Here is a 25,707-nt window from a genome sequence, read left to right as displayed (position 1 = left end):
GACCGCTCTTTTGCTTTTATTGTTTGGTTGCTGCAACCTCAGCTTGAGCGCTGTGATGATCCAAGTACTCATCTGGACCGATAATTCCCGCAGCACGATCTTGTTTTTCCAGTTCAAGTGCTTTCGGAACGGAGAGCCAGTAAGCAAAAGCAATCCCGATAATACCTGCTCCCAATTTACCGATCATGACCGGCAAGATAATGTTTGGTTGGAAGTTAGCCGAGAAGGACAAGTGGTCACCCAGCAAGAAAGCTGAGCAAACCCCGAAGGAAATGTTGATAACCTTGTCTTTTGGTGGCATGGAACGAATGAGACGGAACATCGCCAGGATGTTCGCGCTCGTTGCGAGCAAGCCTGCACTACCAGAAGGGCTCATGCCCAGCTTATTACCCAATACTTCGAGTGGCTTCGCCGCATATTTACGCAGCATGTATACCATTGGGAACGCACCTGCGAGCATGATACCGATGTAACCAGCGGTCTCCAACGCACGGTATTGGTCAGTTGGATCGGCGATGATCGGATCGAAGCCCCATGCTCCGAAAATCTTTGTGAAGATGCCAGTAAAGTGTTGCACGATCGAGAATACGAGTACGAGCTTGATAGCTGCATCCATTGTCTTACCGAAAATCATGAAGCCTTTAATCATCAAGTCTGGCAAGAAGCGAAGACCTGCAGCAATCGCTAATACGAAGAACAAAATCGGTGAAAGGTTCAAAAGTACCTGACCGAAACCAATAGCAAAAGCGTAAGTAGATTCAGCGTTCGTCGAGATTTCATTGCGAACTTCTGCATTTGTCAAAACAAGAATGGCACTGGAGATAAAAGCACCAATCGGAACTGTCAAAATACCGGACATTACGCCAAGCGCCATGTATTTATGGTCGCGCTTGTCCAACATAGCAAGTCCCATTGGGATGGAGAACACGATTGTAGCACCGGCCATCAGACCGACGATCATCGCCATAATCCAACCTTCCGTGGAGGTTTTCAGAAGGTTTGCCAACTGATAGCCACCCATGTCAGATGCGAGAATCGCAGTTGCCGCAATCGCAGGATCTGCTCCAATTTTGTTGAAGATGGGTGATACCGCTTTTTCTACGAACCAAGAGATGTACGGGAGGGACGCCATAATACCGGCAGCAGGAACGAAGATGTAACCTGTTGAGTGAATCCCTTCCATGAATTCCTTACCGAGACCTTCATCGCTGTTGCGGATCGCGGCAATGGCACCAATCACTGCACATAACATGATGATGTAAATAATGACGCTTCCAATGTGCTCCATGGATATCCCACCTTTTTTGCGGATGTAAACAATAAAAGCACTTAGGATCTCATTAAATAAATGAGATATACCCTAAGCGCCTTTGCTTACTTGTATGAACTTGTTTACAGGTAATGGTAATAACAGCCAACTGGAACCGCTTTCATAGCTCGCTAAAAATAAACGGAAAATACGTGTCGCGTTTATTCCATTGTGTACATTCTGAATATTTTATGCTAGAAAGCGCCGTTGCTTTACTCTGCATTATAAAGAGATTATATGGGGAGGCATGGCTAATGTCAACTGCCCTTTAGGAACAAAGAACGAATTATGTGAGGAGAAAGTGCTGGAAAAAAAAGCCGCCCTTGTTATTCGCAAGGGCAGCTTTATGTGTAATTTACAGTTTTACTACGTTCTCAGCTTGTGGTCCACGGTTGCCTTCAACCACGTTGAATTCAACGCGTTGGCCTTCTTCGAGGGTTTTGAAACCGTCGCCTTGGATTGCGCTGAAGTGAACGAATACATCGTTTCCGCCTTCAACTGCGATGAAACCATAACCTTTTTCTGCGTTGAACCATTTAACTGTACCTGTTTGCATGGGTGTTACCTCCAACAAAATAAAATGAATATGTAACTTTTATTTATATAAAATAAAATTCACACATTGTAAAAGGTTCAAACATAAGTGTAAACCCTTTACAATATGTGAACGCTTTAATAAGAATCTTTTGTTTAAGGTAATATTATCACAGACGAAAGAGGAAAGCAATCGCTCAATAAAACGAAAGGACGGCCCGAGTACGAAATCTCTGAGCCGTCCATTACGAACATGGAGCAAAATGTTACTTAGGAAAAGAACTTCACTCTCTCATTCAAAGGTTGGAATTGTTTTTCACCTGGTTGGGCGGTTGGTTTGCCAAAAGGCATTTGTGCTCTCAGCTTCCATGTGCTAGGGAGCTTCCACGTTTGTTGGACTTCTTCATCGATGAGTGGATTGTAATGCTGCAAGGAAGCACCGAAGCCCTCGATTTCCAATGCAGTCCACACAACAAACTGAAGCATTCCAGAAGATTGCTCGGACCAAATCGGGAAATTATCTTTGTATGCTTCGAATTGCTGCATCAGATTCTCGACGACGCTCTGGTCTTCAAAGAAAAGTACGGTGCCGTAGCCGCTACTGAAGGCATTCATTTTTTCTTCGGTCGAGCCGAAATGTTCAGCGGGAACGATTTTACGCAGCGTTTCCTTGGTAATGTTCCACAGCTTATCGTGCTCTGCACCCAAGAGAACTACAACGCGAGCGCTTTGGGAGTTGAATGCGGATGGTGAGTACTTTACTGCTTCCTGCACGATTTCTTTAATGCGCTCATCAGATACAACATTTTCCTTGCTGATTCCATAGTACGTTCTTCTGTTTTGTAAGGCTGAATAAAAATCTTTACTCACTCTTCATTCCTCCTGCGACTTGTTTTTACCTTAACATGATGCATTGAAAGGGAGGAGCTTATACTTGCGTTTGGATTTCTACTTGCAATAAGCTGGCTTTCTTTCGGTTACAATGGGGATGTGGCAAGGTACAAGCTTTTAAGGGAGGATATTATGATTACCAAAATGGCAACGGTAGCTGTTTACGTAGAAGATCAGCAACGTGCAAAAGTGTTCTGGACAGAAAAGGTTGGATTTGAAGTCAAGCAAGAGCACCCGATGGGACCAAACAGCAGTTGGCTGGAGGTAGGACCAGCAGGTGCCCAGACTGCTTTGGTACTCTATCCGAAAAGTATGATGAGCAACTGGCAGGAACAAAAGGCCTCGATCGTTTTTGAATGTACAGAAATTGAAAAGACATACGAAACGATGCGCGCGAACGGTGTTGCGTTTCAAGGAGAACTGAACAAGATGCAGTGGGGGACCTATGCGACTTTTCAGGATGAAGATGGCAACAGCTATTTGCTAAAAGGATAAGCGTAGTGACGACCTCTGGCCAAATGCGGCTGGAGGTTTTTTCACAGGACGAATCAAACCATCGCGCGAACGAGGTAATACATATGCGTAGTTGGCAGACCGTCAGAAGTCGCATAGTGATCAAAAATCGGCATTACACTCTCCATGTGTTGATCGATGACGGACGTGAGAATAGTGGGACTTTGCCCGAAGCAACGCATGCGAATGACATCGAGCGGGGTCTGAAAATACTCAGTGGCGATCACCGTCTGAATATCCACTCGCTGGAAAGCAGCTTGTCTGAGTCTCTCCTGTAGATTTTGCAGGATCGGAGTGTCAGTTGGACGTGAACCAAATAAATGAGGAAACCATTCGAATAATTCGGCGGACAATTGATCGCCCGGATGTAATCCGATGAATGAGCCTCCTCTTTTGACGACGCGTGCTATATCTGGATAGGCGGAGGTAGGTCCCTTGCGATTGTAGGCGCAGTCGAACGTATCGTCATGGAAGGGGAGGGTATATTTCGTATTGGTGACAACGAAGGAGACGTTTTCGGGTGTTTGCGTACAGGCCTTTTGCACAAAGTTTTCTGTCACATCCAAACCGACAATTTCTTTAGCAGAACGGCTCCAGTTCAGTGTGAATGCGCCGTGCCCGCAGCCGATATCGAGAACGGATTGATTCGGAACCATACGACTAATTTGTTCCATAAAAAGCGACTCGCCATTTGGTTCCGTAATGGTAGAGCGCCACGGGTATACGTATTCACCAGTCATTGCGCCTAGCTGAGCGTACCAGGCCAGAGAGTGGGGGGCGAGCCAGTCGGGATGGGTGTTCGGATTCTGTGGATGAAGCATGAGCGGTCACCTCTCATCTAACGAAAATGCACAACAGGTTTCATTGTAATTATTTCCCTGTCTTTTGACAAACTCTTTAAACGCCTTTACATGAACGAAAAGTAGCGATAACGTGGAAGAGGGAAAGCGGTTGAAAGGAGCCAGGGCAAATGATTTTGTCACAACAATATAGAAGCATTCTGGTCGTGACCTCTGTTGACGCAGAACGGGATGCGGTAATGCGCGGCATACAAGGAGATAAGCGTTTCACAGTCATCGCTGGGGGTGTGGGGCCAGCAGCCGCCGCAGCGAGTACAGCCAGAGCGCTTGCTCGCGCGGACTACGATCTGGTCATTTGTGCAGGAATATGCGGCGGATTCGTGGGACAAGCAGAGATTGGGTCGCTGGTTGTCGCGACAGAGATTATTTGTGCGGATTTGGGGGCAGAAACGCCTGAGGGCTTTTGCAGTGTGGACGAGCTCGGATTTGGATCAGCTCGGGTAAGTGTCGATCAGGAATTGGTCGAGCGGGCAACGGAAGCAATGAGGGCAGCAGGCTTGGCCGCCAAAAAAGGCATTGTACTTACACTATCGACCGTGACGGGCACAGCAGAAACAGCCGCGGCTTTGGCACAGCGGATGCCAGACGCGCTAGCTGAAGCGATGGAGGGGTATGGCGTTGCGACTGCTGCCGAGGCTGCCAGACGACCTGTTCTGGAAATTCGCACGGTATCGAATGCAATTGGACCGCGGGATAAATCCGCTTGGCGGATAAAAGATGCGTTGGAATCTCTGGAAAAGGGAAGCTCTGTACTACGGGAGGTACTATCATGAAAATTGCGTTTTCACCATGTCCGAATGACACTTTTGTTTTTCATGCTTGGGCACATAATTTGATTCCGGGTGCGCCAAAGCTCGATATTATGTACGCAGATATCGATATTACGAATACGCTTGCTGCACAGGGGGAAGGCCCTGAAGTAATGAAAATCTCCTATGCGGCATTGCCATGGGTGATGGATAACTACTCGTTGCTCCCTTGCGGCGGCGCACTGGGCAGAGGATGCGGGCCACTCGTTTTGACCCAAGGAAATTCTGGCGAGAGTACGAAGGATCCAGCACGCTTGTCCAACAAACGTGTAGCAGTTCCGAGTGAGCGCTCCACAGCTTATTTACTTTTCCGGCTCTGGGCTGCACAAAATGTCCCGGGTGGTGTTGGCGAGATCGTTGTCATGCCGTTTCATGAGATTATGCCTGCTGTACGAGACGGCAAGATCGATGCGGGACTCGTGATCCATGAAGCGCGTTTCACGTATCAAAACTATGGACTGTCTCTCATGACGGACTTGGGCAACTGGTGGGAGTCTGATACCAGTCTGCCGATTCCGTTGGGTGCCATCATCGCGAAAAAATCAATGGACATTGAGGCTCTGACCAATTGGACGCGCTCCTCTGTCGAATATGCATGGGCGAATCCAACCGCATCACAAGAATATGTCATGTCCCATGCCCAAGAGCTGTCCAAGGAGGTAGCGAAAGCGCATATTAACTTGTACGTGAATGAATTTACGAGAAATTTGGGTAACGATGGTTATGCAGCTGTCGAGGCGTTGCTCGGTCGTGCAGCCGAGGAAGGGCTAGTACCAGCATTTGATTTGTCGACATTACGGCGATAGCTGAAATAAAGGGAGGGGGCAGCTTACAGGGCTGCCCCCTTTTCCTGTTCGATTGAAGCTTTAGCCAGCGTAGATCAATCCGCATGCCAGTCGTTTTCCGCTATTTCCTGCCGGCTGCGAATGAAAGTCATCGGGACTTTGATGGATGATCACGGTTCTGCCGACCACATCTGCTGCATTGATTTTGTTTGTGAAAAAAGTCATTCTTGCATAGCCGTCATTGGAAAACAGCACAGGGAAGTCGCCTACGTGGTTGCCGTGTGGCTGATGCGTAGGGTTCCAGTGACCGCCTGCTGCGGCAAAGGGATCATTCGAATTTCCTACCGTACAGACGCCATGCTCATGCAAATGAAAACCAAATGGCCCAATTTGCGGTTGATTGCCAGCGGATGGCTGGAAAGCGGGGAGACCGCTGACCTCCACGAAAACTTCGGTACCGTAGGGGACATCGGTAAACACAACATATCCATTCAGATTCGGTGCCAGTGGACCGCCCTGAATTTCGGCAAAGGATTGTCCTGTTCTCCGCCCATGTTGTGAGGACACGGCTCGCAAGTCATATTCGTATGGGTATTCATATGGTTGATATCCGTACATGGTACACCACCTTACATTTATCCAGTTTGCCATATCCTATGTTAGAGATGGGCGTATGGTTACTGGGCTGTGTAGGAGAACATTGACGCTGATAATTATTTTCATCTACAATCAGGTGGAATTCCCCGGCATGGGTAAAAGGGTGGGCAAAACGTGAAAAGAGTGCTGCTGATAGAAGATGAGATCAATATGGCCCGATTTATTGAACTGGAGTTGCGCTACGAATCGTTTGCGATTACAGTCGCGCATGATGGACATAAAGGACTCGAGCTCGCTTTGCAGGAAGAATGGGATGTCATATTATTGGACGTCATGCTTCCAGGGCTTGATGGTATAGCGGTTTGTCAAAAAATTCGCAGCGTGAAAAAAACGCCGATTATTATGCTGACAGCCAGAGACAGTATTATGGACCGCGTCTCAGGCTTGGACAGTGGTGCCGATGATTATATTCCGAAGCCATTCGCGATCGAGGAGCTGTTGGCACGCATACGCGTTGTGTTTCGCCGTCAGGAAGAGCAGCAGAATGTCCCCGGAACCATGCTTGCTCACCGAGGGCTGGTGGTCCAAATGGAGGGACGTATCGTCACCAAAAATAATCAACCTGTTGAGTTGACCAAAAGAGAGTACGATTTACTCGTGACATTCATGAAAAACATCAATCGAGTCTTGCCTCGCGAGGTGCTACTCGATACCGTGTGGGGATTCGAGGCGGCTGTGGAGACCAATGTTGTGGATGTGTACGTTCGGTATTTACGCAATAAAATCGATTCGCCCAATGAGGACGGCTATATCTCGACTGTACGCGGAATTGGCTATGTGATGCGAAAATGAGAGGACCATCGAGATTCTTAAAGCTCCCGATCAAATGGAAGCTGACACTCTGGTCGTCACTTCTGCTTTTTCTCGTATTCATTGGCTATAATAGCTTCCAATATTTTTTTGTAGAGAAGTGGATGTTTAATAAAGAGCAGCAGGTTGTGCAACAAACGATGCGAGAGTTCCTCAACTACGCACTGGAAAAAGAGCAATCTTTTGAGGGAAAGGACCTCGGAGAGCTGCGCAGCTTCCTGGAGAAAATCAATCAACGAAACCAGATGATTCGCATTTTAGACGAAGAGGGTAATCCGATTGTCGTTGTCTCGGAAAACTTTCAAGATATTACACTGCCACCGCTTCCCCCTGTTCAGTGGATTCGCACCCAAACCCAAGAAGTGCGTGGTGACCTGTTGATCATGAGCAGTCCGCTTACGATCTTTCAATTTAATGGGACCGTCATGATTCTGAAGAATATGAAAGAGTTTGAGCAGTTGAGTGGTGCGCTTTTTCAGGTCATGGCAATTGGGTGCTTGACCGCTGTGATCATAAGCGGTCTGGGTGGTCGATTGCTTGCGCGGCAGTTGCTTAAGCCCCTGCAATCGATGAATGAAACGATGAGCAACGTCCGGCAAAAAGGGTTCCATGAACGTGTGCAGTTTCACGATAATCAGGATGAGATCGCGACCTTGATGAAAATGTTCAATAAAATGATGGATCAGGTGGAGCGTTCCTTTTTGCAGCAGAGACAATTCGTCGAAGATGCCTCGCATGAGCTCCGGACGCCGATCGCGATTATCGAAGGGCATCTGGGAATGCTACGGCGATGGGGCAAAAATGATCCAGTTGTTTTGGAGGAGTCCTTGCAGACTTCGATTCAAGAGCTCGCCAGACTAAAAGGACTGGTGCAGGAGCTGCTCGCTTTGACAAGAGCGGAGCATGTGGAGATCGAAGAGGATGTCGCGCTGCATGATCCGGATCGGGCTGTCTGTCACATGATCAAGAAATTCGCCATGATTCAGCCGACATTTACGATCGACCAAGAACTTGCGCCTTTGGCTGGAGAAATCCTTTCCATATCAGAAGAGCACCTGGAGCAAGTGCTTCTGATCCTTTTGGATAATGCGGTCAAATATTCCGGGGAGAGCAGGAGAATCTGCGTGAGGGCCATGGTGCAAGAAAATGTAGCCTGTATGGAAATCTTAGATGAAGGAATCGGCATACCCGAGCAGGATTTGCCGTATGTCTTGGACCGATTGTATCGGGTAGACAAAGCAAGAAACAGCGGAGAGAGCGGGTATGGGCTCGGCCTTGCCATCGCCAAACGATTGCTTGCACGTTACAACGGAAGCATAACGATTCAGAGTGTGGAGCAGAAAGGGACGACTGTGACTGTTTTTGTGCCGCTTCGTCAGTGATTTTCAACCGATCCACATCTCACTAAAAATAATTGGGGAGTTTTTTTATTTTCACAGCATTTTCTCATTTTTGTTCGTTACAATAAGCCTTGTCAATTGGCAATGATATTCATTATCAATAATCACTGCGATAGAGAGGGAGAATCAAAATGAGAAACAAATCGATGCTGGCGGTCATGCTGAGTACGATGCTAACATTGCCTTTACTTGCTGCATGCGGAAACGGCGCGAATACTGCCCAGCCGCAAACAGAAGCGCCAAAGGCACAAGAGCCGGCTGCCACAGAGCAAGTCGTGAACGTATTTACAGCGCGCCATTACGATATTGATAGCAAACTGTTCGCAGAATTCACGAAGCAAACAGGCATCAAGGTAAACGAAGTGAAGGGTACAGCAGAAGAGCTGGTTGAGCGCTTGAAGCGTGAAGGAGAGAGCTCCGAAGCGGATTTGTTCATCACGGTTGACGGTGGTGTTTTGAACTATGCGAAACAAAATGGCGTGCTACAACCGATTCAATCTGCTGAAGTAGAGAAAAACGTACCGAAAGAACTGCGTGATCCTGACAACCAATGGATCGGTATGGCTACCCGTGCGCGTGTGATCGTCTATGCGAAGGATCGCGTGAAGCCAGAGCAGTTGTCTACGTATGAAGATTTGGCTACAGATAAATGGAAAGGCAAAGTATTGGTTCGCTCTTCTTCCAACCTGTACAACCAGTCACTCGTTGCTTCTTTTATTGAGCTGAATGGCGAGCAGGCTGCATTGGATTGGGCAAAGGGTCTGGTAAACAATTTCGCGCGCAAGCCTGAAGGTGGAGACCGTGATCAGGCAAAAGCTGTCGTTGCCAAAGTCGGTGACGTTGCGATCATGAACACCTACTATGTTGGACAAATGCTGAACTCTAAAGATGCAGAGGAAGTAAAAGTTGCGCAAAACATCGGTGTCTTCTTCCCGAACCAAGAAACGACAGGCACACACCTGAACATCAGCGGTATTGGTTTGACCAAGCACGCGAAAAACAAGGACAATGCCGTGAAATTGATTGAGTTCGTCACAGGGAAAGAGGCTCAAACGATGCTGACAAACGGAAGCTACGAGTTCCCTGTCAATGCAGAGGCAGACAAGCCAGCTCTTTTGAAAGAGTGGGGAGAATTCAAAACACAAAAGCTCGACTTTGCCAAGCTCGGCGAGTATAACAAAAAAGCGGTAGAACTGCTGAATCAAGCAGGTTGGAAATAAGCATGACGGGAGCACTTTTGCGTAGAAGCCTGAGACGAAAACTGAACGGGTGGGTAACGCTGAGCGTGATAGGGGCCTTTTTGGCCCTTCTCCCGTCTCTTTATATTTTTTTCGGACTCTTTCAAAAACAGAATGAAAACTGGCAGCATATCCAAGAGTACATGCTGCTGGATTACGCGCTGCAATCGTTATGGCTCGTGCTCGGTACCGGAGCCTGTACGATCATCGTAGGTGTGACCTTGGCTTGGCTGGTCGCTGCTTACGATTTTCCATTGCGTCGCTTTTTTTCATTTGCTTTTGTACTGCCGCTGGCGATTCCTCCGTATATCGCAGCATACACGTACGGCTCCATGCTCAGCTATACGGGGAGCATCCAGACGTTTTTGCGCGATGCATTCGGATTGACGCTCGATCAACGCTACTTTGACATTATGTCGATGAAGGGCGCTATTTTTATATTCACCCTGTTTTTGTTCCCGTACGTCTATTTGATTACGAAAACCTTTCTTGAAAAACAGAGTGCTGTGTTCATTGAAAATGCCAGATTGCTCGGAAAAAACCAGGCGCATATCTTTTTTCGTATCGTCCTGCCTATGTCGCAGGCAGCCATCGTTGGTGGCGCGAGTCTGGTGGCATTTGAAGTGCTCAATGATTTTGGCGTGACGAAGCATTTTGGGATTCAGTCTTTTACAGCGGCTATTTTCAAGACGTGGTTTGGCATGTATGACGTAGATTCGGCCATCCGTTTGTCCGCCTGGCTCATGACGTTGATTATCGGGATCTTTATCGTCGAACGACTCGTGCGTAAAAGAAAAAAATACAGCTCTCCTACGAACAGGAGCACGCCGCTCACACGCAGAAAATTGCGTGGAATGCCGATGTACGCTGCCGTAATCTTCGGATTGGTTATTGTTTCGTTTTCGTTTGTAATCCCTGTTGGGCAGTTGGTTGTCTGGGCGACGTGGACGTATGGGGAAGTGTTGAACCAGACCTTCTGGAAGCTCTTGAACAATACGCTGTTCATCTCCTGTATCTCAATCACCATCTTGATGTTGCTCGCGGTAATCGTAGCGAATGTCATCCGATTCTCCCGAGGCTCGATATTCGCTGTGGCGCTGACTCGCTTGATTTCCATGGGCTATTCCATTCCGGGGGCAGTCTTGTCCATCGGTGTAATGGCGGTGGTGATGTCCGTAGATAAAGAGCTGAGTTCCTTTTATAGCTGGCTGGGCTTAGGGGCAAACAAGCTGGTACTCAGCATGTCCTTGTTCATGTTGACGTTTGCCTATATCATCCGCTTTCTTGCAGTCGGATTCAACGCAGTCGAAGCGGGGTTTGAGAAGACGGGAAACCGTTATTCAGAAGCGGCACGTATGCTCGGGATGAGCATGACACGAACCTTTTTCAAGGTGGATTTACCATTAATCAAAGGGGCTGTGCTCACTGGTTTTATCCTGGTGTTCATGGAAATCGTGAAGGAATTGCCGCTTACCTTGCTCCTTCGTCCCTATAACTTCGAGACGCTGGCAACGAAGGCGTATCAATATGCGAGCGATGAACAAATTCATCAGGCCGCGATTCCTTCGCTCTGTATCATTGCAGTGGGGATCGTCTCCGTTATTTTCTATCACTGGTTAGGAGAGAGACAGGCAAAATGACTTTTTTTGAAGTGAAAAACCTGACGTTTGGTTATGCAAGCGGGAATGGCAGCGTCATCCGGGATTTTTCCTTACAGATGGAGCAGGGGGAAGTTGTCGGGCTGCTGGGGAATAGCGGCTGTGGAAAAAGTACATTGCTTCGCTTGATAGCCGGACTGGAGTCCCCGAAGAGCGGTCGCATCCAGATCGATGGAAAAGTGTTGGTTGATCAGGGGCAGTTTGTGGAGCCTGAGCAACGCGGGATCGGCATGATTTTTCAGGACTATGCGCTGTTTCCGCATTTGACTGTCGAGCAAAACATTTTGTTCGGCCTGCATCGATTGTCCAAAGCAGAGCGTCTGGTTCGTTTGAAAGAGATGTTGGCCCTCGTACAGCTCGAAGGCTACGGCAAGCGATATCCACATGAGCTGAGCGGGGGACAGCAGCAGCGGGTCGCATTTGCGCGTGCACTGGCACCTAGACCGGCTATCTTGTTGATGGATGAGCCATTCAGTAATCTGGATGCCGAGCTGAAAACGAAAATACGCGATGACTTGAAGCGAATGCTGCGAGCTGCCAAGATGACTTCGATCCTGGTCACGCATGACAAAGCAGATGCGGAAACGATTTGTGACCGCATCATTCGCATGACTCGTTAAGGGCAAATAGTAGCTATCAGCCTCCAAAGTGCATAGTCGTACCGTGCGTTGTTGTATAATGTGCATACGACGAATTTTGCAGTGTACGGTCTGCTGTTCTTTTGATCTGCACCGTTCAAATAGAGGAGGATGGAACATGAAAATTGAAATTTGGTCTGATTTTGCCTGCCCGTTTTGCTATATCGGAAAGCGCCGTCTGGAAGGAGCGCTGTCTCAATTTCCGCATAAGGATCAAGTAGAGGTCGTATATCGCAGCTTCCAGCTCGACCCGCAGATGGAACGCGATACCGATATGGACATGCATGAAGTACTGGCAGCCAAGTACAGCATTCCGCTCGAACAGGCCAAGGGGATGAACGACCAAGTAACCCAAATGGCAAAAGGCGTCGGTCTCGACTATCATTTTGACACGATGATTCCGACCAATACATTCGATGCGCACCGCTTGACGCACTTTGCTCATGCGCATGGAAAAATGAAGGAAATGAAGGAGCGCCTGCTGAAGGCGTACTTTACCGAATCACTCCATCTCGGTGACCACGAGGTGCTGGCACAGCTTGCTTCTGAGGTGGGCTTGGACAAGGAAGCGACGCTCGCCATGCTGGCAGGAGACGAATACAGAGAGCAAGTACAAGAGGACAAACAAAGAGGCAACGATTTGGGTGTCACGGGTGTACCGTTCTTTGTCATCAATAACAAATATGCAGTCTCTGGTGCGCAGCCAGGAGAAGTCTTTTTAGGCGCATTGAACCAGGTATGGGAAGAAGAAAGCGCAGCTCCTGCTCTGAAATTCGTGCAGAACGACGAGAAAAAAGACGAGCAATCCGGCGACAATTGCGCAGATGGCTCCTGCAAAATATAAGGTTTAGCTAGGCAACAACCGATTCCGAAAAAGGAGTCGGTTTTTTTGTGGGAAAAATTTCATTTATCCTGAAACAAAAATCGTCCCCATTCGAATAATGGTCAGAGAGTAAACATTCGAGATACAAGTGACCTAAAAATAGAGCGAGTGAGGGATGAAACATGAATAAATGGACGAAAAGTGTATTTGTACTCATGACAGCGAGTCTGGTTGTCACGGCACCTATCAGTGCTATGGCGGCAAAAGAATCGAGCGTAACAGCTCAGGAAGAGAGTAAAGGCGATGGCGCAATCGATGAGAAGCTGATCAAGAAAATCGAAAAGTCTGTTGGGAGACTCGTTCAAGTTGTGCCTTATTTAAGGGACTATCCAATCACTGAATTGGGGATGAACGCAGAGACATCTCGGATTGAAGTAAAAAAGTATCAAACGAAGGAGAATAAAGCTCCCTTTGTGAGCATACATGTCGATCAACATTCAGGTGAAGTCAAATTTTTCAGCCATATCACAGGCAAAGGAGGTTTCTCCTCCACCTATCCCCTAGAAGATGCGAAGAAAAAGGCAACGGAGTTCATGAAGCAATGGTATGGCGAGGATATGGCGGACTATCAGTTGGACGAGGAGGCCTCCAATCGGAATTCTTCGATTTTGTTTCGCAAAATGGTAAACGGGATTCCGTTCCGCAATGATACACTGAATTTCGCCATCAATAGCGAAGGGCAAATTCAGCATCTGGCAAGAGGCGACGGGTATGCAGAGCCAGTTGAAATGGAACAGGACCTTAGAAAAATTCAATTCGCTGATCCAAAAAAGGTGCATGCAAAAGAAAAGGTAGAAGCGATGTTTGCTTCTGCGATGAAGCCCTACTACGGACAGAGTGCGGATGGGCAAAGCTACAGGTTCTTGTACACGCCTTCTCTCGAGGAAATTAATGCGAGCATGGGAGCCGAACTGCCGGCCAAACCGAACAACAAAATCATCCAGTTCCAACCAAAAGCAAAGCAAACGATCATCAAGTCGAAAGAAGAGGCAGCGGCTTTCTTGGCAGCTAAGACAGGATACAACCCCACAAAAGGACGCGCAACTTTTCAGGAAGCGAGCGACCCGAAAACCGGAGTCAGCAATTATTTGTGGACGACGGAGGACGAGTTCATTGCCAATATCTTCTTCGAAACCAAGACAGGAAAGGTCACGAATTATCAAGTATTGGACACAAAGCGGAAAAGTGAGGCAGACAAAAAGCTGAGCGAAGAGCAGGCGCTAAAGGCTGCTGTGGAAGCCATGTCTGAGTTCCTTCCTCTCACCGATAAAGAAATGGTCGTCACCGCCAATCGATATGAACCCGATCAAAATTTGTACAACTTTGACTTTACCATGCTTCATGAAGGGTATCCGGTAGATGGTATGCTTAGGCAGGCACACATAGATGCAGCCACGGGAAAAGCGACTTTACTAGATTGGAGAATCGCTCAAACGATCAAGCTGCCGGACATCAAGAATGCCCTAACACAAGAGGAAGCAGCCAAGAAATTTCTCGGAAAATATCCAATGAAGCTGTATTACTCCTTGGATGAGGAAAATAAAAACGTAGCCGAGCTCGTTTATATTTCGCCACTCGTTCCTAAAGAAGAGATCGATGCTCTGACCGGTGAGTTCTACACTTATGGAGAAGGAGAAGCAACCGAATAAGAAAGGGGGGAGCCAGTTGTCAGGCGATTTGGCGGAACGAATCGGGGTTATTTACGAGGCTCACTATGATGACATCTACTATTTCTTGCTCTACTTTACGGGCAGACAAGAAGATGCAGAAGACATGGTGCAGGAAGTATTTACACGACTATTAAAAATACTGCCGAGGTATGACGGTCGGGTTGCAATGAAGACATGGCTTTTTTCCATCGCCAAGCATGTTGCGATTGATCATTACCGCAAGCAAAAGTGGCAGCGTTTGTTCTCAGACAACTGGTTGGCCCTCATGAAGTCTACGGAGGGCCTTCCAGAAGAGGAGCTGGAGACAAAAGAAGAGGTGCATAGTATTCAACGGGCTTTGCAAAAGCTGAAGCCCGATCAGCGTATCATAGTAATTTTGCGATACATAAAGGAGTACAGCGTAAAGGAAACGGCCGAGATTTTGGCGATTCCAGAAACAAAAGTGAGAGTGGACTGTCACAGGGGACTAAAGGCGTTGCAGAAGATACTCGGCAACGCTTGCGAGGAGAGGATTGCCAATGAGTTTGCCAGATGAAAACCACGTAATCGAATTACTGAAACAAGTCAGGCAGGAGAGCACCCCACCTCGTCAAGTGTGGAAGCAGATGGGCAAGGAAAGGCTCACTCGTGAGGCCTATCGCATGCAGCAGGCAGCGAAGATCAAGCGAGTTGTCACCGGAGCAGGTTCCCTTGCAGCAGCCGTATTCATGGGTGTGTGGTTGAGCTATCATTCACCGCTGAAGCCAACTGTTGATCTGCAAAAAACGCTCTCACCTCCAGCTATCATAACAGCTACACCACCGAATGCTATTCCTTCCCCACCAGTTGAAAGTAAGGCTAAGCCAGAGGAGAAGCAGAAAGCTGCCGCAGATACTCGTGTTGATCCACAGCCACAGACATTAGCACCAGAGACCGCACCGAACCCAATAGATAGGAGCCACCCCACACCAACACGTGAGAAGTCACCATTGGAAGTACAGGCAGAGGCCTATTTGCAAAAGAAGCTGGGAGCACAAAGCAAACAGTTTGAAGTGGATCATGCTCACTCGAATTTGGCACAAGGAGAAGTGGCTTTTCGCAAAATCATCAATGGCATTCCTCTTCAGGAGAATAGCGCGATGGTCCGCATCTCCCCCAAAACAGGTGAAATGACCTTGCTTCTTTACCCTGATCTCGAAGATAGTGGCGTAGCGTCACAGCCTGCCAATCGTGAGGGATCGATTGACAAAGTAAGGGCAGCCCAGCAATTGGGGAGTACGCTTCGGCTCGTTTATGCAGGAAAGAAACAACCAGGGCTTCAATACGTAGTAGCATCAGATGTTTATGTGAACGCGAAAACAGGCAAGCTGATCGGCAAAGAGAAAGCAGAGAAAAAATCCGTTGCTGTTTCGGGACAAGGAAAAACACTCGTGCTGAAATCTTCTGATGAGGTCGCAGAGCTGCTTGAGCGCAAGTTGGACATAAAGGTAGAGCAAAAAGCATTCATCGGTGTAAATCCGAATGGTATTTCATACTCTTGGAACGATGGACAGGGCAACGGCGTCTCCGTTGAGACGACAGATGATGGAGCATTCCTCGGGTTTTCACAGATGGCTGCAGATGGACGTAAGAACCACCGAGAAACGACCTATGAACAGGCAAAAGCGCTCGCGATAGCCCACTTGGAGAAATTCCTTCCAACCGATGTGCGTGAGTTGTCATTGGAAGCATCGCAAGAGTCGCCTAGCACCATTCAGTTTACCTTTGCCCCGAAGGTCAACGGGATTCCCGTCATAGATCATTCTTATAAAGTGTCGGTCGAGCAGGCTAGCGGGCTTGTTACCGAGCTTACGGGCAACTTTTCGGATTTATCATGGTTACACATTGATCAGACGGCAAAAATGCTTTCCATGGAAGAGGCACTTGATCAATTTGTGCAGCATGCTCCACTGGAACTCGTGAACCTGCCAGCGGAAAAAGGGGCGGAGCCAGTACTTGCCTACCAAATCCGCCGGGATTCCGAACAGCCTTGGGCAATAGAAGCCACGACAGGCAAAGTCATCAATTAAAGAGCACGCAACAAACCTCCATGAAAAGACGCTTCATGGAGGTTTCGTTCTTTACTGGCGTTGGCGTGCAAGCTGTTTCTGTAAAGCAAGCGCAAGCTCGAAGGACTCGACTGCATGATCAACATCGATGATCGATTCTGTATGTTCCGCAAAGCATTGAATGGCATGACGCAAGCTCTCTTCATACGGATTGACAGGTTCGAGAACGAGGGCATTCTTGCCAGAGGATGTATATTCCCATAAGAAAGATTCCGTTTGACCATGGCTATCGGCTTCCTGAAAAACGAGCTTTGCCTTCTCAAAGTACGCTTCGTAGCCGACAGTAAATGGGTAGGAGGTCGGCATCTGCGAGGAGGAGACTATTTCAGCATGCGCATCAGGATAACGAAAGTGCGAGTGGACGATGGACTGTTTTTTATCCGATGATTCTGCCCCCCATGCGCTCATACTGGCATTGCGACCGAACAGCCATGTTACGAAGTCCAGCTCATGAATCATCAGATTCGTCGTAATGGAGGACAAGCCTAAATCCCCCCATAAGGGAGCTGTTTCTCTTTTAAGCGAGAGGGAGAGGAGCTGTCCGTACTTGTTTTCTGCATGAGCGCTACGGAGGTAGGCGTACGCCGGGTCAAATTTGATGAACTGATTCACCAACAGCTTTTTCCCCGACCGGTCCCTTGCATGCTTCATGGCTTGTGCATCGTCTAGCGTATAACAAACTGGTGTTTCGCAGAATACATGCTTTCCGGTTTCGAGTGCTTCTACAGCGTATTGCCGATGCAACTGCGAAGGCAGGCAAATGTCCACGACATCGATAGTAGGATCGCGCATGATCTCGTCCACATGCTCTGTAATCTCCACATGCAGCTCTTCCTGTAGCTTTTGCAGCTTCGATTTACTTCGACCGAAAACTACCAATCTATCTACACCATCCATTTTTTTCAGCAGATGTGCATGGTACGCACCAAAGCCGGTCCCTAATACTGCGATATTCATCTTGCATCCCTCCTATCCTGATAGCTCTATGATATCTTTGTATTGTTGACAGCATTGTGTCATCAATTTGGTCGCGTTGAAAAATAGAGTAGTTTTTTGTCGTGGAGGCTGGAGATGAGACTGCATCGATTGATTGCGATATTGCTACTGATCGAATCAAGGGGAAAAATGAAAGCACAAGAACTCGCTATAGCACTGGAGACGTCTGTTCGCTCGATTTATCGGGATATTGACGCATTGTCCCAGGCAGGGATTCCGATCGCGGCAACCTCGGGGCCTGGCGGTGGAATTTATTTGATGGAAGGATACACGGTCAATCTGAAACAACTGTATGTCGATGATGTCGTGCACTTGTACTTGACCGGGATGGGGATTCATATAGGGCAGGATACCGAGACAGGACACAAATTAACGTCTGCTTTGCTCAAATTGGAAAAGACGCTGCCTCAGACTTATCAGCCGGATATCGAGAAAGCGAAGAAGCGTTTCTATTTCGATGAGACGCCGTGGTGGGAAGAGAGAGTAGTCATACCGAATCTGGAGGTTTTGCGGGCAGCGGTTTGGCGATCAAGCAAAGTCGTCATTTCCTACCGCAAAATGGATGGGAGCAGCTCGCTACGTACGGTATGTCCCTACGGTCTCGTCGTGAAAAAAACGGAGTGGTATCTCGTTGCTTTCTGTGAAAACGCGCAGGAGATTCGAACATTCAAGTGCGAGCGGATTCCTTCTGTTCATGTACTGGAGAAGACATTCGGGATTCCAGAAAGCTTTTCATTGGCAGGTTATTGGAGGAATCAGGAGGCGGCGTTTAAGCGGGCTTGTCGTGAAATCGAATATTTTCCTGTCGTGATCAGATTGCATCCTGAAAAGCTGGCCGTGCGAGAGAGACTGGAGGTGATTTCCGCTGTGCAGTACGGAGAGTACGAGCAATTGACGGTTAATTTGTACAGTTATGAAAGAGCATGTCGCGATATTTTGGATATAATCGGACATATGGAGGTAGTGGAGCCAGCGGAATTAAGAGCTTTTGCAAAAGAGAGGCTGCGAGAATGTATGGCACTGTATACGTAGCGTACGCGTACGCCAAAAGGCTTCACATCAAGTCGATGCGAAGTCTTTAGCGGGAAAGCATGGGATAACTCGCGTGAACATGTTGTTTGAAGCTCTCATAGTCCGAGGCATGTATATGAGAGTCGTGGTCACTGATACATACATGCTTCATGCTAAGGCGCTGAGCGAAACGATTGCCGGCTTCCGTAATATTATCCATGATGATTGATTGGATGCGGCAGCCACTCTGTTCGACATGAGCCAGTACATCGAGATAATGATGTAGCATCATGGGCAAGGCAGCGCTTTTCCGATAAGATTGATCGACAACGACACAGGACAGAAAATAATAGACTTGCTCGGGAGAAGTAGTTAAATCTTCAATATCCGCAGTCGTCATTAGGCTGTCTTTAAACGTCCCTTGCGCAATTTGCAGGTAGATATGAGGCTTGACGGGAAGCAGGTTCATAAAAGCGATGATGCGCCCATTCTCTTCGATCGCAACGACCGAATCGGGACGAAACAAATACCAATTGTAGCTCTCTTGGTACGGCGTAATAAATTCAGCATCATAATATTGAAGCTCGAGTTGTTCCATTTGTCTAAAATGCTCAAGGTGCAAATGCTCCATGATCTTCATAAGCAAATCTCCTTCTTTACGCAAAGCGGCTTTGCCGTAGAGCTTCGGCTCGCTGCAAGCTTTCTTTGGTCCAAGGTGGAGTCTTGGGATGATCTGTGCGCCATGTTTTGTGTGGTGTTATTCCGTCTTACTAGGCGACAGCTCGCAGATATAGTGTATAAAGCGCTGGGTTTCCTTTGCCCGCTTGATTCTGTTCGAAAATAAAGATGGTTCGTTTGGGTGGTAGCGTATTCGCAAGGATTCTTTCAGTAAAAGATGCCATTCATTTGGGAGTTCTTGCAGAGCCTGTTCTACGGCTTTTCTCTTCGGAATAATGTCCTCATGGATGAGCGCGTAATAGATTCGGCATAAGGTGAAAACGGCGAAGTCTACCCATCCATCGAGCAAGAATTTCCGCATGCTTTTTCCTTTCGGCGACCAATAATCATGTACATTGTATTTCATCGTTTCCCCAACATCAAACCACTGGGTAGGGATGTGTAATGCTTCAACACTTTTCCCCATAACGGCAATGCCCTGTTGCTTGAGTATCCACCACGTCACATGATTGACATCATAGTGGCCGGATGATTTGAATGTCCCACTGTCAACGTAAGGATAAGGCTCCAGGGATGGATTGGTTTTTCCGATGTCATCCAGCTTGATATACATGCCATCCATTCTTTTAGCGAGTGGGTTTGCGTTTTGGAGAGCATAATGAATGTTCTTGAGCGTTTTTATTTCTGCATTCGTTAACCCACTATGCAAGATCGTTACAAAATCAATATCGCTGTTATCTTCCTCGAAGCCTGACAGCGCAATAGAGCCATACAAATACACACCGTAGATGGCATCAGGCAGTTCTGCCATGAGTCGTTGCGTATAGTCGTGTAAGAAAGGTCTAACACTTTCTGGGATTCTCTTGTCCATAAGGAAACTCCTTCTCCCCAACTTTTTCGAAGTCGCCTGTGAAATTGATCATTTCCATAATTTTCATACCACCAGTAAATGAGATAAAGTTTACTTGGTTTTTAATTTTCTCGCAAGATGAATTCTAATCTGATAGAAAAATGGTTTGATAGCCAAGGAGGGACACGGTATGATAATTTGTATGGTAACAATTGTTAAAGGAGGCGTTTATTGTGATTGAGTACATGCTAACAAAGGGCAAATTTTTGATAGGGAACTCGCGTAAGTAGCCCGCAAACCCGCGATATTCCCCGAGGATGAAAGGGGTATTATTGTGAGTCAATTATCAACCGGTATGATTATTCGGAATTTTCAAAATGAAGACTTCTCGTTACTTGGCGAGCTATATCAAGCCGTTACCTCAAAAGAAAACGCCACGTTTTGGTGGGTCGGTGAAGAAGCAAATTGGAGTAATGTCTATTGTGCATTTGAAAATGGAAAGATGGTGGCGAAGGGGCAAGTCAGTATTATTACGATTATCCCTCCTGGACGTTCAGCAGCAAATAAGCATTCGATCTACCTGAATCTGAAGGCGCTACCGGAAAGAGACAATGACTTCGATTTGCTAGAAAACGTGTACCAGCACCTATTTCTAAGAGCCTTGCAAGTAAAAGAAACGTTGCCAAGTGAATACCAAACGATGCTGTGTGTCGGTAACGATTCATCCGAAGTAGAAAACAACCGCTTTTTTATCCAAAAGGGCTATACCCATTGGAATAGCTTGTTTCAGATGAAGCGTGATTTACTAGAACCCATCCCCGCGTTAACGCTGGATGAAAACTTTCACTTTTCGTATTGGAAAATGGAGAGCGCACAGGAAGAAAAAGATTACTTGGATCTGGAAGCCACGATTTGGCCGGACGCTCCTTTAGGGTTTGAAAGACTTTCTGAATACAAGAACAAGGCGCTTTGGACATCCATGGTGATTCGTCAAAACGACACGATTGCTGCCAGCTTGATGGCATGGCAGGAGGAAAACGTAGGAGTAGTCGAGGATGTTTTCGTACAGGAACCTTGGAGAAAGCGTGGGCTTGCGAAGTTTTTACTGACACAAGCATTGGGATATCTAAAATCGCATGAACTGAAATCCGCGTATCTCATGGTGGAAACGACGAATGAAACTGCTTTGTCTCTATACAAATCGGTTGGATTCGAGGTAGATAAAGAGGAGATCAGGTACTATATGGTGCTGAAATAAGAAGGACATGGGAGGAGCGCTAGAGTAGCGCCCCTCTTTTTTGTGCAAGTTGATTCGAAATTCCCTTGCAAGAATTACAAAGATAAGGTAAATGTTGGGTGTATCTCATGCCGATACAATAGAGAGGACCCAGCGTCTAAATATGAGAAGGTGAGGATTTGCGATGAATTTTTTCAAGAAGCTATTCGGCGGTACGAACAACGGAGAAAAGTCAGGGGACGGCACTGCGATTTACACATATAACGAACAAGCTGATTATGAACCTCCAGCTCCCATGGAATATGTAGAAGAAATTGTTGCCCACTTTGAGACGGTATTTGCGGGAAGAGAAAGCAGTGTTTTTCACGAAATTATTTCCGATATGATTCATATTGATGTGAATGTAATGAGTCCTACAGAAGAAGAACCATTTTGGGTTCTGTATACGACTGGGATGAGTGATTTACCGATGACGATCCCGGATGAAATACAGGAGCAGATGGAAGAGAATTTCGATCGAGCAGAAGTGATGATATTTTTGCCGGCTTCCTGGGAGCTGACACAAGAATCGCTACAGGATGAAAACAACTACTGGCCGATCAGGCTGATGAAGCAAATGGCTCGTTTTCCTCACCAGTACAATACGTGGTTGGGATACGGACATACGATACCGAATTATGAGGACTATGTACCGTATGCGGATGGCACTGGCTTAAATGGAGTCGTTCTGTTTCAGCTATCCGAAGAGATCAGCGTCATTCCCACCAAGGATGGGAAAAAGGTTCATGCCTATTTCTTGATTCCTTTGTATAAAGAAGAGATGGAATATAAATTGGAGCATGGCTTGGATGCGCTGTTGGATAAATTGTTTGAGCTGGAAGATGATGCGCTAATTTTGAATCCGAATAGAAGAAATACGTGCAAGTAAAAATATATGAAAGCATGAGCGTGTAACAAAACGGGTTCCATATACGATATAGAACCCGTTGCTCCTTTGCTGTGACCTCCAAACTCAAAGTCAGTCTCTTTCTATACCGATCCCATAAATCGTTCCAACATCCCTATCAAAAAGCTTTATGGATAAACGTGGTTTCCCAGGAGTGTCACTTCTCAATATATAGCCGCCCCAATCCTTGCCGCCATAAGCCTTGTACCCAGTAGTGTCTATGCCAAAAATATCTTGAATAAGCGGCTTCGTGACGGGAATCGCTTCATCGATTGATTTGATGATAATATGCTTGTGTTCCGTTACATGCTGCACATCATATACTTGGCCTGTTTTTGCTCCGACTTCCACCTCATATCTTTCTTGCTCGTTGTGAAACGTCCACCTATCCTCTTTCTCATCTGATGATTTTACGGCTAGGGTAAAGGAGAGATCATTTTTATTGGTGAAGCGCGTCAAAGCTTTTTGCGCGATGTCCAGAGACTTTTGATCTGCATCCTTAGGGTTGTAATTCAAGGTATAATCAATGACTTTGTTTGTAGATAAATCAACATCAACATCCTGATCTTGATCCAAGTCAAAGCTTAGAATAGCTATGTCTTTTCTTTTATAAAATTCTGTTGTTTCGAAGTTAACCGGTTGTTTCGTAACCCTATAGGCTTCACGTGCAGTCTCTACATATTTTTGATAAGGTTCCGTCAATTCTTGGATGGCAAAAGTTGCTTTGACGGCAATCACCTCTGTCGTATCGGCCTTAAAATATACCCAGGCTTCTTCATCCTTTGTCAGTACAACAAAGGACTCCTCGTTTTTCTCGATCTCTGCAAAAGTAAAATTCTTCTCAATGCCGCTCGCCGTAGTGATTGCCTGCTGGGCAGCCGTAAAATACTTTTGCTCTTCGGGAGTCAAAGCTGCACTGCTCGTTGATTCTGCTGGTGCAGAAAATGGTTTCATCCAGAAAAAACCGAGCAACAGGCCGCAGGTGATCAGCCCTTTTGCCATCCATCCATAGTACATTCTTCGTTTGTTCACTTTTTGAAGTCTACCTCCTTCTTCTCGCACACCCTCTAATATTGCTTGGCTTCGTTCTCGGGAAAGGATTTGCTCCGGGAATTGATTCAATTCTTCTAGAATGATCTGCTCATCACATGATGGCATCGTTCATCACCTCCGCAATCGAAACATTTCGTTTGTTTTGAATCGACTTTATCGCTCGATGCATTGTGAGATTGACCTTGGCTTCCGTCCATCCCAAAACCTCCGCCGTCTCTTTGCTCGATAATCCCTTGATCCCTCTGAGTATCAGCACGTCCCGATAAGAAGACTTTAACTGATTGATCATTTCATAGAGCAGACGCTTGTTTTCACTTAACATCAGCGACTCTTCCGGTGTTTTGTCGTGCGAAACGAGATGCTGCAAGAAGATATCTGGCAACCAGCTAATCAGTTTTGTCTTGCGCCTTTCATCGATGGCTACGTTTCGTGCTATGGCAAACAGCCACGTTTTGGGATTCTCAACCTCTGTGTCGTGTATGGCTTTCAGGGCACGAATAAAGGTCTCCTGAACAAGATCGTCGATATCGGTTCGTCCCGTGTAATAGACGAGAAATCGATATATATCCTGGCTGTATGAGTGAAACCATTGCTCGATTCGTGCGCCACTATGATCCTCCACTGGTGTTACACCTCCTTGTCACTGTATAGACGGAAAAGCTGCTGACAATCTTTCACTTTCCCAAAAAAGTAGACACCCGAGTTGATCCATCAGATGTCTTTGCGAAATATCCATTTGGTTGTTGTCCTTTTTCCCGGTAAAACGCATCTGTAATGTGGAGGAGATGCTCTGCGGACATGCCTTTGCCGTTATCCTCGACTGCGATCACCTTATGTTCATTCTCCAGCTCAGTGACCACCTTGATATGTCCACCAGCACTACATGCCTTTCATGCAACGTATTCATGCGATATTCCCATGTAATCTGAGCGTCCTTCTCGGCTGCCAGGATAGTTAGCACTTGTTTGACGCCAAGCATCAATTGTTCCATACGAACGCTTCTTTGTTCAAGCTTACATATCAGATTTTTTTATTCTGAACGAATAGGAGGAAAAGAATAGCGCCAACAACACAATTAATCCCCCTAGCCAGCCTAAATTTTGAATGGCTGCGTACTTGATCACCACTCCACCTAAACCTGCTCCCAATGTCATGCCAATATTCATTAATGCAGTATGGAAGCTCAGGACAATTTCTGAGGATTGTGGTTTTAAAGAAATCAAATAAGACTGGTTTGCGGGAGTTGTTGTCCATGCAGCGGCCCCCCAAATCATAATGGTAAGAAAAGCACCTATTGTCGAAGCTGCCGTTGCCGTTAATGCGAATAACGCTACTGAATGGACGATTAAACTAATGGAAATTGTTCGGACAGGTCCCCACTTATCCACTGCATACCCACCAAAGCGAGAGCCGATGAAAGCAAATACACCTAGCACCAAAAGGGCAGAGCTAATCATTTCTATCGAAAAACCAGCCAAGGTGCTTAAAAACGGAGCAATATAAGTAAAAACCATGGTGTATCCGAGAATCCAAAATACGGTGGTGAGTAACCCGCTGATTACTTGCTTATCTTGGAGAAAAAGCAATTGCTGTTTGAAAGGAATTGGATTGTCACCGTGTGCTTTGGGAATAAATTTGTTTAACAGCATAAGATTGACGAGTGTGACGACTGCAATAATCAGGTAGACAAAGCGCCAGTCCATATATGCTGCTATTAACGTTCCAATGGGGACACCCAACACTAAAGAAACAGAAAATCCTGTAATTACGGTTGCGATTGCATTTCCTCGTTTAGCAGGTTGCCCAAGCTTGGCAGCGAAATTGGTTGCGACGACGATATACAGCCCACCACTCATAGCAAGGACAATACGTGAAAGCATGAGAACATGAAAATGAAAACTGAAAAGGGCAAGGATATTTCCCGCAATAAAAATAATCATAGAATAGAGCAACACTTTTTTTCTTTCAAATCTTGCAGTCAACATCACTAGTACAAGTGCCCCAAACGCATACGATAAGGAAAAGACGGTAACTAATTGCCCTGCCATAGATATCGACACATTCAAATCAGTCGAGATGAGTTCCAAAATGCCGGATACAACAAATTCTGCGGTTCCAGTTACAAATGCCCCAAGAGCTAGTAAATATATGGCTATGCGATTCATACTCTCTTCTCCTTTTTCATCATCTTGCC

At 46.7% G+C, this 25,707-nt stretch carries 26 protein-coding genes and 1 pseudogene; 15 read left to right on the top strand and 12 right to left on the bottom strand.

Annotation, left to right across the window (positions count from 1 at the left end; all coding sequences use genetic code 11):
* Window positions 1-16: 16 nt before the first annotated feature.
* From eutH to ASG16_RS11045, 3 genes are all read right to left on the bottom strand, one after another.
* The gene (gene eutH / locus ASG16_RS11055) at window positions 17-1,288 is read right to left on the bottom strand and encodes an ethanolamine utilization protein EutH (protein ID WP_056490349.1); all 1,272 of its coding nucleotides are present in this window, start codon (window positions 1,286-1,288) and stop codon (window positions 17-19) included.
* A gap of 376 nt (window positions 1,289-1,664) precedes the next feature.
* Complete coding sequence (locus ASG16_RS11050; protein WP_048031362.1) at window positions 1,665-1,865, bottom strand: cold-shock protein; 201 nt, start codon at window positions 1,863-1,865, stop codon at window positions 1,665-1,667.
* Between the two features lie 248 nt (window positions 1,866-2,113).
* A complete protein-coding gene (locus ASG16_RS11045; protein WP_056490344.1) occupies window positions 2,114-2,713 on the bottom strand; it encodes a nitroreductase family protein in 600 nt (199 codons plus the stop codon).
* A 153-nt stretch (window positions 2,714-2,866) separates the two neighbouring features.
* On the opposite strand from ASG16_RS11045, the gene ASG16_RS11040 reads away from it, so the two are divergent.
* Window positions 2,867-3,229, top strand: a complete 363-nt coding sequence (locus tag ASG16_RS11040; RefSeq protein WP_056490341.1) for a VOC family protein — start codon at window positions 2,867-2,869, stop codon at window positions 3,227-3,229.
* Window positions 3,230-3,282: 53 nt separating this feature from the next.
* Here the strand turns inward: ASG16_RS11040 and ASG16_RS11035 are convergent, their stop codons facing one another.
* Window positions 3,283-4,068, bottom strand: coding sequence for a class I SAM-dependent methyltransferase (locus ASG16_RS11035; protein WP_056490340.1), 786 nt, complete (start codon window positions 4,066-4,068; stop codon window positions 3,283-3,285).
* 149 nt (window positions 4,069-4,217) lie between these two features.
* Here ASG16_RS11035 and ASG16_RS11030 point away from each other — a divergent pair, with 149 nt between their 5' ends.
* Window positions 4,218-4,880, top strand: a complete 663-nt coding sequence (locus ASG16_RS11030; protein WP_056490337.1) for a futalosine hydrolase — start codon at window positions 4,218-4,220, stop codon at window positions 4,878-4,880.
* A complete protein-coding gene (locus ASG16_RS11025) occupies window positions 4,877-5,722 on the top strand; it encodes a 1,4-dihydroxy-6-naphtoate synthase (protein WP_056490335.1) in 846 nt (281 codons plus the stop codon). The genes ASG16_RS11030 and ASG16_RS11025 overlap by 4 nt, the downstream gene beginning before the upstream one ends.
* A gap of 60 nt (window positions 5,723-5,782) precedes the next feature.
* Here the strand turns inward: ASG16_RS11025 and ASG16_RS11020 are convergent, their stop codons facing one another.
* Window positions 5,783-6,319 (bottom strand): superoxide dismutase family protein, encoded by a 537-nt coding sequence (locus ASG16_RS11020; protein WP_056490332.1) that lies wholly within the window; start codon window positions 6,317-6,319, stop codon window positions 5,783-5,785.
* A gap of 153 nt (window positions 6,320-6,472) precedes the next feature.
* On the opposite strand from ASG16_RS11020, the gene ASG16_RS11015 reads away from it, so the two are divergent.
* The 9 genes from ASG16_RS11015 to ASG16_RS10975 all read left to right on the top strand — a co-directional run bounded on the left by ASG16_RS11015 (window position 6,473) and on the right by ASG16_RS10975 (window position 16,703).
* Window positions 6,473-7,150, top strand: a complete 678-nt coding sequence (locus ASG16_RS11015; protein WP_048031369.1) for a response regulator transcription factor — start codon at window positions 6,473-6,475, stop codon at window positions 7,148-7,150.
* Window positions 7,147-8,550: a sensor histidine kinase gene (locus ASG16_RS11010; protein WP_056490329.1), complete on the top strand. Its 1,404-nt coding sequence runs from the start codon at window positions 7,147-7,149 to the stop codon at window positions 8,548-8,550. The genes ASG16_RS11015 and ASG16_RS11010 overlap by 4 nt, the downstream gene beginning before the upstream one ends.
* Window positions 8,551-8,699: 149 nt before the next feature.
* Window positions 8,700-9,788, top strand: a complete 1,089-nt coding sequence (locus ASG16_RS11005) for a Fe(3+) ABC transporter substrate-binding protein (protein WP_056490327.1) — start codon at window positions 8,700-8,702, stop codon at window positions 9,786-9,788.
* Window positions 9,789-9,790: 2 nt separating this feature from the next.
* On the top strand, window positions 9,791-11,446 hold the full coding sequence (locus tag ASG16_RS11000; protein ID WP_056490324.1) for an ABC transporter permease: 1,656 nt from the start codon (window positions 9,791-9,793) through the stop codon (window positions 11,444-11,446).
* Window positions 11,443-12,084, top strand: coding sequence for an ABC transporter ATP-binding protein (locus tag ASG16_RS10995; RefSeq protein ID WP_017250075.1), 642 nt, complete (start codon window positions 11,443-11,445; stop codon window positions 12,082-12,084). Before ASG16_RS11000 ends, ASG16_RS10995 begins: the two co-directional genes overlap by 4 nt.
* Window positions 12,085-12,220: 136 nt before the next feature.
* Window positions 12,221-12,946 carry a DsbA family oxidoreductase gene (locus ASG16_RS10990; RefSeq protein ID WP_056490321.1) on the top strand — a complete coding sequence of 242 codons (726 nt, stop codon included), beginning with the start codon at window positions 12,221-12,223 and terminating at the stop codon, window positions 12,944-12,946.
* 161 nt (window positions 12,947-13,107) lie between these two features.
* Entirely contained in the window at window positions 13,108-14,634 is a 1,527-nt protein-coding gene (locus ASG16_RS10985; protein ID WP_056490318.1) for a YcdB/YcdC domain-containing protein, read from the top strand.
* Window positions 14,609-15,190 (top strand): RNA polymerase sigma factor, encoded by a 582-nt coding sequence (locus ASG16_RS10980; RefSeq protein ID WP_056490315.1) that lies wholly within the window; start codon window positions 14,609-14,611, stop codon window positions 15,188-15,190. The genes ASG16_RS10985 and ASG16_RS10980 overlap by 26 nt, the downstream gene beginning before the upstream one ends.
* Window positions 15,174-16,703, top strand: a complete 1,530-nt coding sequence (locus ASG16_RS10975) for a YcdB/YcdC domain-containing protein (RefSeq protein ID WP_056490312.1) — start codon at window positions 15,174-15,176, stop codon at window positions 16,701-16,703. Before ASG16_RS10980 ends, ASG16_RS10975 begins: the two co-directional genes overlap by 17 nt.
* A gap of 51 nt (window positions 16,704-16,754) precedes the next feature.
* Here the strand turns inward: ASG16_RS10975 and ASG16_RS10970 are convergent, their stop codons facing one another.
* Entirely contained in the window at window positions 16,755-17,699 is a 945-nt protein-coding gene (locus ASG16_RS10970; protein ID WP_056490310.1) for a Gfo/Idh/MocA family protein, read from the bottom strand.
* A 114-nt stretch (window positions 17,700-17,813) separates the two neighbouring features.
* On the opposite strand from ASG16_RS10970, the gene ASG16_RS10965 reads away from it, so the two are divergent.
* Entirely contained in the window at window positions 17,814-18,770 is a 957-nt protein-coding gene (locus ASG16_RS10965; RefSeq protein ID WP_056490307.1) for a helix-turn-helix transcriptional regulator, read from the top strand.
* Window positions 18,771-18,816: 46 nt separating this feature from the next.
* On the opposite strand, the gene ASG16_RS10960 is transcribed toward ASG16_RS10965, so the two are convergent.
* Entirely contained in the window at window positions 18,817-19,389 is a 573-nt protein-coding gene (locus ASG16_RS10960) for a hypothetical protein (RefSeq protein WP_056490304.1), read from the bottom strand.
* Between the two features lie 117 nt (window positions 19,390-19,506).
* Window positions 19,507-20,298 (bottom strand): aminoglycoside adenylyltransferase domain-containing protein, encoded by a 792-nt coding sequence (locus tag ASG16_RS10955; protein ID WP_056490302.1) that lies wholly within the window; start codon window positions 20,296-20,298, stop codon window positions 19,507-19,509.
* Between the two features lie 313 nt (window positions 20,299-20,611).
* Between ASG16_RS10955 and ASG16_RS10950 the strand changes: the two genes are divergently transcribed.
* Both ASG16_RS10950 and ASG16_RS10945 read left to right on the top strand, forming a co-directional pair.
* Complete coding sequence (locus tag ASG16_RS10950) at window positions 20,612-21,535, top strand: GNAT family N-acetyltransferase (RefSeq protein ID WP_370444395.1); 924 nt, start codon at window positions 20,612-20,614, stop codon at window positions 21,533-21,535.
* 163 nt (window positions 21,536-21,698) lie between these two features.
* The gene (locus ASG16_RS10945) at window positions 21,699-22,442 is read left to right on the top strand and encodes a suppressor of fused domain protein (protein WP_056490296.1); all 744 of its coding nucleotides are present in this window, start codon (window positions 21,699-21,701) and stop codon (window positions 22,440-22,442) included.
* Window positions 22,443-22,532: 90 nt separating this feature from the next.
* Here ASG16_RS10945 and ASG16_RS10940 read toward each other — a convergent pair whose 3' ends face one another.
* From ASG16_RS10940 to ASG16_RS10925, 4 genes and pseudogenes are all read right to left on the bottom strand, one after another.
* Window positions 22,533-23,618: a hypothetical protein gene (locus ASG16_RS10940; protein ID WP_048031384.1), complete on the bottom strand. Its 1,086-nt coding sequence runs from the start codon at window positions 23,616-23,618 to the stop codon at window positions 22,533-22,535.
* The gene (locus ASG16_RS10935) at window positions 23,605-24,135 is read right to left on the bottom strand and encodes an RNA polymerase sigma factor (protein WP_056490293.1); all 531 of its coding nucleotides are present in this window, start codon (window positions 24,133-24,135) and stop codon (window positions 23,605-23,607) included. Before ASG16_RS10935 ends, ASG16_RS10940 begins: the two co-directional genes overlap by 14 nt.
* A gap of 52 nt (window positions 24,136-24,187) precedes the next feature.
* Window positions 24,188-24,382 (bottom strand): annotated as a pseudogene (locus ASG16_RS10930) (ATP-binding protein); the annotation flags it as partial.
* A gap of 144 nt (window positions 24,383-24,526) precedes the next feature.
* Entirely contained in the window at window positions 24,527-25,678 is a 1,152-nt protein-coding gene (locus tag ASG16_RS10925) for an MFS transporter (RefSeq protein ID WP_056490290.1), read from the bottom strand.
* Window positions 25,679-25,707 lie beyond the last annotated feature (29 nt).

The organism is Brevibacillus sp. Leaf182, assembly GCF_001423865.2.
GTDB classification, from domain to species: domain Bacteria; phylum Bacillota; class Bacilli; order Brevibacillales; family Brevibacillaceae; genus Brevibacillus; species Brevibacillus brevis_C.
This window is presented reverse-complemented; position numbering and strand designations above follow the sequence as displayed.

Bases quoted from the DNA above. Each gene is read 5' to 3' on its own strand.
- eutH (WP_056490349.1), bottom strand. From the start codon at position 1,288: ATGGAGCACATTGGAAGCGTCATTATTTACATCATCATGTTATGTGCA.
- ASG16_RS11050 (WP_048031362.1), bottom strand. From the start codon at position 1,865: ATGCAAACAGGTACAGTTAAATGGTTCAACGCAGAAAAAGGTTATGGT.
- ASG16_RS11040 (WP_056490341.1), top strand. From the start codon at position 2,867: ATGATTACCAAAATGGCAACGGTAGCTGTTTACGTAGAAGATCAGCAA.
- ASG16_RS11035 (WP_056490340.1), bottom strand. From the start codon at position 4,068: ATGCTTCATCCACAGAATCCGAACACCCATCCCGACTGGCTCGCCCCC.
- ASG16_RS11030 (WP_056490337.1), top strand. From the start codon at position 4,218: ATGATTTTGTCACAACAATATAGAAGCATTCTGGTCGTGACCTCTGTT.
- ASG16_RS11025 (WP_056490335.1), top strand. From the start codon at position 4,877: ATGAAAATTGCGTTTTCACCATGTCCGAATGACACTTTTGTTTTTCAT.
- ASG16_RS11020 (WP_056490332.1), bottom strand. From the start codon at position 6,319: ATGTACGGATATCAACCATATGAATACCCATACGAATATGACTTGCGA.
- ASG16_RS11010 (WP_056490329.1), top strand. From the start codon at position 7,147: ATGAGAGGACCATCGAGATTCTTAAAGCTCCCGATCAAATGGAAGCTG.
- ASG16_RS11005 (WP_056490327.1), top strand. From the start codon at position 8,700: ATGAGAAACAAATCGATGCTGGCGGTCATGCTGAGTACGATGCTAACA.
- ASG16_RS11000 (WP_056490324.1), top strand. From the start codon at position 9,791: ATGACGGGAGCACTTTTGCGTAGAAGCCTGAGACGAAAACTGAACGGG.
- ASG16_RS10995 (WP_017250075.1), top strand. From the start codon at position 11,443: ATGACTTTTTTTGAAGTGAAAAACCTGACGTTTGGTTATGCAAGCGGG.
- ASG16_RS10990 (WP_056490321.1), top strand. From the start codon at position 12,221: ATGAAAATTGAAATTTGGTCTGATTTTGCCTGCCCGTTTTGCTATATC.
- ASG16_RS10985 (WP_056490318.1), top strand. From the start codon at position 13,108: ATGAATAAATGGACGAAAAGTGTATTTGTACTCATGACAGCGAGTCTG.
- ASG16_RS10980 (WP_056490315.1), top strand. From the start codon at position 14,609: ATGGAGAAGGAGAAGCAACCGAATAAGAAAGGGGGGAGCCAGTTGTCA.
- ASG16_RS10975 (WP_056490312.1), top strand. From the start codon at position 15,174: ATGAGTTTGCCAGATGAAAACCACGTAATCGAATTACTGAAACAAGTC.
- ASG16_RS10970 (WP_056490310.1), bottom strand. From the start codon at position 17,699: ATGAATATCGCAGTATTAGGGACCGGCTTTGGTGCGTACCATGCACAT.
- ASG16_RS10965 (WP_056490307.1), top strand. From the start codon at position 17,814: ATGAGACTGCATCGATTGATTGCGATATTGCTACTGATCGAATCAAGG.
- ASG16_RS10960 (WP_056490304.1), bottom strand. From the start codon at position 19,389: ATGAAGATCATGGAGCATTTGCACCTTGAGCATTTTAGACAAATGGAA.
- ASG16_RS10955 (WP_056490302.1), bottom strand. From the start codon at position 20,298: ATGGACAAGAGAATCCCAGAAAGTGTTAGACCTTTCTTACACGACTAT.
- ASG16_RS10945 (WP_056490296.1), top strand. From the start codon at position 21,699: ATGAATTTTTTCAAGAAGCTATTCGGCGGTACGAACAACGGAGAAAAG.
- ASG16_RS10940 (WP_048031384.1), bottom strand. From the start codon at position 23,618: ATGCCATCATGTGATGAGCAGATCATTCTAGAAGAATTGAATCAATTC.
- ASG16_RS10925 (WP_056490290.1), bottom strand. From the start codon at position 25,678: ATGAATCGCATAGCCATATATTTACTAGCTCTTGGGGCATTTGTAACT.